This is a genomic window from Cloacibacillus sp., assembly GCA_036655895.1.
Classification (GTDB): Bacteria; Synergistota; Synergistia; order Synergistales; family Synergistaceae; genus JAVVPF01.
Genome location: JAVVPF010000071.1, coordinates 1 through 4,859, shown reverse-complemented (window position 1 = coordinate 4,859; position 4,859 = coordinate 1). Strand labels below are relative to the sequence as shown.

At 57.5% G+C, this 4,859-nt stretch carries 7 protein-coding genes; all 7 read left to right on the top strand.

Annotated features, from left to right (window positions below; genetic code table 11):
- Positions 1-364, top strand: a 364-nt coding sequence (locus tag RRY12_12530) for an AAA family ATPase (protein ID MEG2185499.1), incomplete at its 5' end; no start/stop codon positions are given.
- Complete coding sequence (locus tag RRY12_12525; GenBank protein ID MEG2185498.1) at positions 357-758, top strand: hypothetical protein; 402 nt, start codon at positions 357-359, stop codon at positions 756-758. The genes RRY12_12530 and RRY12_12525, both read left to right, overlap by 8 nt.
- A 1-nt stretch (position 759) precedes the next feature.
- Positions 760-1,356, top strand: coding sequence for a DUF669 domain-containing protein (locus RRY12_12520; protein MEG2185497.1), 597 nt, complete (start codon positions 760-762; stop codon positions 1,354-1,356).
- 189 nt (positions 1,357-1,545) lie between these two features.
- A complete protein-coding gene (locus RRY12_12515; protein MEG2185496.1) occupies positions 1,546-2,382 on the top strand; it encodes a hypothetical protein in 837 nt (278 codons plus the stop codon).
- Positions 2,382-3,998, top strand: a complete 1,617-nt coding sequence (locus RRY12_12510; GenBank protein MEG2185495.1) for a DEAD/DEAH box helicase family protein — start codon at positions 2,382-2,384, stop codon at positions 3,996-3,998. The genes RRY12_12515 and RRY12_12510 overlap by 1 nt, the downstream gene beginning before the upstream one ends.
- Entirely contained in the window at positions 3,964-4,353 is a 390-nt protein-coding gene (locus RRY12_12505) for a VRR-NUC domain-containing protein (protein ID MEG2185494.1), read from the top strand. The genes RRY12_12510 and RRY12_12505 overlap by 35 nt, the downstream gene beginning before the upstream one ends.
- The coding region (locus tag RRY12_12500; GenBank protein ID MEG2185493.1) for a hypothetical protein at positions 4,317-4,859 on the top strand (543 nt) is incomplete at its 3' end. The genes RRY12_12505 and RRY12_12500, both read left to right, overlap by 37 nt.

The following is a 4,859-nucleotide window of genomic DNA, read 5'->3' as shown; positions in this document are numbered from 1 at the left end:
CGGCCGCGCCGCCTATGGAAACATGAATGACACCATGACCAAAATTATACGGTCATTCCGCGACCTGCCGAACAGACACGTTTATTTTTCGGCGAAGATGGAAAAGGCGCAGGACGAAACCGGCGCAATGCTTTTCTCGCCGTCCATGCCCGGCAAAACGTTGACGCAGGGCTTACCGTTTTTCTTCGATGAGGTTTTCGCCTTGCGCGTCGGGCGCAACGACAAGGGCGAACCCATGAGGATGTTGATGTGCCGGCCGGATGGTCTGTGGACGGCAAAAGACCGCGCCGGCGCTTTGGAGATCTGGGAGCCCGCCGACCTTAGCGCAATCATAACCAAAATAGGAGGTGGAGCGAATGGATAATATATATCTTTTGGCCGCGGCCCTGCACGAGGCAAAGGCAAAAGAAGACGCGGCGAAAGCCGCCCGCGTGGCGCTCGAAGAACAGCTTGCCGTGGCAATTGGCGTCCCTGAACAGTGGGAAGGCTCAAAAACTAACGAGGTCGGCGAGTTCAAAGTGAGTGTCAAGCGCACGATGAATATCAAGATCGACGCGTCGCGGCTGCGCGAGCTCGCCGAGCAGCACGACATCGACGACGCGATCATGTCCACCGCCTTCCGGTGGAAGCCGGAACTCAACAAAAAAGGCTGGGACAGCGCGGACGACAAAATAAAAGCAATCCTTTCTGCGGCGATCACCAAAACGCCGGGGAAAATTGGAATTTCCGTAGAAATAAAAAACAAGGAGGACAAATAGAATGGCACTTTTAGGTAGTGATGTAACGCAGGATCTCATAAACGTAAAACCGGAAGACTTCTCGCCGATTCCGGAGGGCGAATATATATTGCAAGTTACGAAGACTGAGCAAAAACCGACAAAGACGGGGACGGGGATGTACATTGGCGTCATCTTTGACGTTATCGGCCCCTCCTACCAGGGACGCAAACTGTTCTGCCGGTTCAATTACCGCAATGACAATTCAATTGCCGAGAAGATAGCCCGCCAGCAGATCAAAGCCTTGCAGCTTGCCTGCGCCATCCCGGACCCGTTGTTGGACGACCAGCAGTTCATCGGGCACATTGTCAAAGCAAGCGTGACCATTCGACCCGCCGGAGATGGATACGGGCCGCAGAACGAGGCCAAAAACTTCAAGCCGGCCAGCGACGCCATGCCGAGCGCGCCGATGGGAATGCCGCCTGTTGCGGGAGCCGCGCCCGCGGGAGACGCGATCATGCCGCCGCAGGGAGGCGGATTCAGCCAGGCATTCGCCGCGCCGCCCGCTCCTCAGCCGCAGAGCGCACCGACCCCGCCACCAGCACAACCCACCGCGCCGACTATGCCCTTTAAGTGGTAGCGGAGGATGGCGGCCATACCAAAGCCGCTCAACCAAATTGACCTCCAGAGCAAAATCGACGCATATCACGCACAGCACAGAGAGCCCCAGCGCCCCCATTTGGGGTTCTCTGTACTAGGCGGACCCTGCGACCGCTGGATATGGCTATCATTTCGTTGGGCGGTTATAGAACATTTTCCGGGACGTATTTTGCGGCTATTCAGACGAGGACGGCGCGAAGAAGAGACCATAGTTGCCGACTTGCGCGCCGCCGGCATAAAAATACACTCAACCTGCTTAGATGATGACGGACAGAGCCGCGTTGATTTTGGCTGTCATGTTTCAGGCTCGCTTGACGGTATTATCGAAAGCGGCGTGCCCGGCGCGGAAAAGACGCGCCATATCGCGGAGTTCAAAACGCACTCGCTTAAATCATTCAAAGAACTACAGTCAAAGGGCGTGCTAGAAGCTAAGCGTCAACACTGGTGGCAGATGCAAGGCTACATGCTCGGCACGAAAATCGACCGCGCGCTTTATGTCGCTGTCTGCAAAGACAATGATGAAATGTACACGGAGCGCGTATATCTGGAGAAAGAAAAGGCCGAGGCGCTGGTTCAACGCGGCCACCGGCTGGCCATGCAAGAGCGCATCCCTGAGCCGCTTTCGTCCGACCCAACGTGGTATCAATGCAAGTTCTGCGCAGCGCATGATTTTTGCCACGTATCGCATCTATCAACAGAAATAAATTGTCGCACCTGTTCTCATGTTACGCCGACCAAAGACGGCAGGTTTATCTGTGCTGCGGAAAGCAACCATGAGCTGTCGGTGGACGAGCAACGAGCGGGCTGTGAAGGCCACGTCGCACACCCCGACTTAGTGCCGTGGAAATGGCTAGGGGGCAATGCAAACGGTATGTGCGGACGATACGAGATTAAGGGGACGGGATATCTCAACGGTATCCCCTGCCTCAACCCTGGAGCCCTCACAACGCATGAACTTCTAATAATTGACACTCAGGGCCCTAAAGACGAAGAGGTACCCTTCTGATGGCTCTGCGCGACTACCAACAGCGAGCGATAACGATGCTCTTTATTTGGCTGCGCTACAACGCCGGCAACCCCTGCATCGTAGTCCCGACCGGCGGGGGAAAAACGCACATCCTAGCCGGTCTCTGCCGGGAGATCATGACGCACTGGCCGCAGTCGCGCATTCTCGTGCTTTCACACGTCAAGGAGCTGCTGGCGCAAGACGCGGAGAAAATCATGCTTGCCTGGCCGGAAGCGCCGCTGGGCATCTACTCAGCGGGTATGAACAGCCGCGACGTCGGCCTGCCGATCACCGTGGCCGGCATCCAGAGCGTGCGCGACAAGGCTGATATATTGGGGTTTGTAGATGTCGCAATCATTGACGAGTGCCACCTTATTAGCCATAAGGCCGAAGGGGGCTACAGAACGCTCCTAGAGGCCCTTAAAGCGAAGAACCCCAACATGAGGATAGTTGGCCTTACCGCTACGCCGTACAGGCTTGGACACGGGCTGATAAGCGAACGCGGGGCGATCTTCGACGACCTCATCGAGCCGGTAAAAATAAATGAGCTGATCACGCGCGGGTTCCTCGCGCCCCTGCGCTCGAAGCTGCCGAAAACGGTGCTCTCCGTCGAGGGCGTCGGCAAGCGCGGCGGCGAGTTCATCGAAAGCGAATTGCAGGCCGCCGTAAACAACGCGGACGACAACGAGCGCATCGTTGAAGAGACGATCCGCCGCGCCGAGGGCCGCAACGCCTGGCTCTTTTTTTGTACCGGCGTCGAACACGCAACGGCGATTTGCGACACGCTCCGCGCGCATGACGTGGCAGCCGAAGTAGTCACCGGCGCAACGCCAACAGCGGAGCGGGACCGCATACTGCGAGACTTTAAGGCGGGGCGCATAAAAGCCTTGACCAATGTATCTGTGCTGACCACGGGCTTTGACTATCCCGGCATCGACCTGATCGCAATGTGCCGCCCGACGATGAGTCCGGGGCTGTATTTGCAGATGGTTGGCAGGGGTATGAGGACCGCCGCGGGAAAAACTGATTGCCTGGTGCTCGACTTCGCCGGCAATGTGAAGCGGCATGGCCCCATTACCGAGGTTCAGCCGCCAAAGCACAAAGGCGCGGGCACGGGAGATGCGCCGGTCAAAGTCTGCGGCGAATGCGCGGAGCTCGTACACGCCTCGATTAAAATCTGCCCATGTTGCGGGTATGAATTTCCGCCCGCGCCCAAGGAGGCCATCAAGCTCTACGACGATGACATCATGGGGCTTGAACCGGAAGAGGTGCAAGTCCGCGGCTGGTGGTGGCACATCAAACAAAGCCGCGCGAAGCAGATCAACATGCTGTGCGTCGACTATGACAACGCCGCGCTCACCGGCGACAAAGTGACGGAGTATATCACCATCCTCCATGACGGCTACGCGCGATATCGCGCCGAGACCACCCTTCGCGCGATCATCGACGGCTGCGGAGCCGATATCTCCATGGCGGACGGCCTTAACGAAAACTATCTCGAACAGATCGCGGAGGTGTTAAACAGTGCGAGAGCACCGGACAGTATCACAATCAAAAAAGACGGACGATATTACAGGGTGCTTGAGCGCCACTGGTCGCCTGCCCTCGGAGCATGAGGAGCAATGCGCTTTCATCTCCGCTTTTCGCAAGACATTTCCCGGCGTGCGCATCATCGCCATACCTAACGGCGGTTGGCGCGACATCAAGACGGCGGCGCGGCTTAAGGCCGAAGGCGTATGCAAGGGGGTGCCCGACCTTTTTGTCCCCGAATGGGGCCTCTGGATTGAGATGAAGCGCCAAAAGGGCGGCAAGGCGTCGGACGAACAAAAAGACTGGATAGAGTATTTAACGGCAAACGGCTATAAGGCCGTTGTCTGCAAAGGCAAAGTCGAAGCATTACAGGCCGCTACCGCGCGGCGGGAGGAGATAAAACGATGGCGACACTACCCACCGGGTGGGACCGCGAGATAAAGCCGGAAGCCCCCGAAATACAACTGCAAGACGCTATCGCAAACTCTCCGATTGCGCCCAAACGGGCTGTCAGAATCATCCTCGACGGCAAAATACACCGCTTCGCGGTCGAAGGCGATAAGGGCGGCGAAAAGGCTGGCTGGTATATCGGCTTTGGCGACAACATCCCCGCGGGAATGTTCGGCAGCTGGCACGGCGGCGGCTTTGAGGCAAAATGGCGCGGCGATATCGGGCGCGCACTGTCCGCGGAAGAGGTCACCGCCTACGAAACAAGGATAGCGGCAATTGCCGCCATCCGCGACGAAGAGCGGCGGAAATATCGCGAACAGATCGCCTCCGCAGTCGAAAACATCTTGCAGACCGTCACGCCTGCCGTGCCGGAACACCCATATTTGACGCGCAAACAGGTTGGCGTCCATGGCATCTACCAGACCGGCGACGGACGGCTCATGATCCCGATTGTCTTAAACGGCAAGGTCGCATCGGCGCAGTACATAGATGCGGAC

Coding starts and splice junctions, on each gene's coding strand:
- RRY12_12525 (MEG2185498.1), top strand. CDS start 357: ATGGATAATATATATCTTTTGGCCGCGGCCCTGCACGAGGCAAAGGCA.
- RRY12_12520 (MEG2185497.1), top strand. CDS start 760: ATGGCACTTTTAGGTAGTGATGTAACGCAGGATCTCATAAACGTAAAA.
- RRY12_12510 (MEG2185495.1), top strand. CDS start 2,382: ATGGCTCTGCGCGACTACCAACAGCGAGCGATAACGATGCTCTTTATT.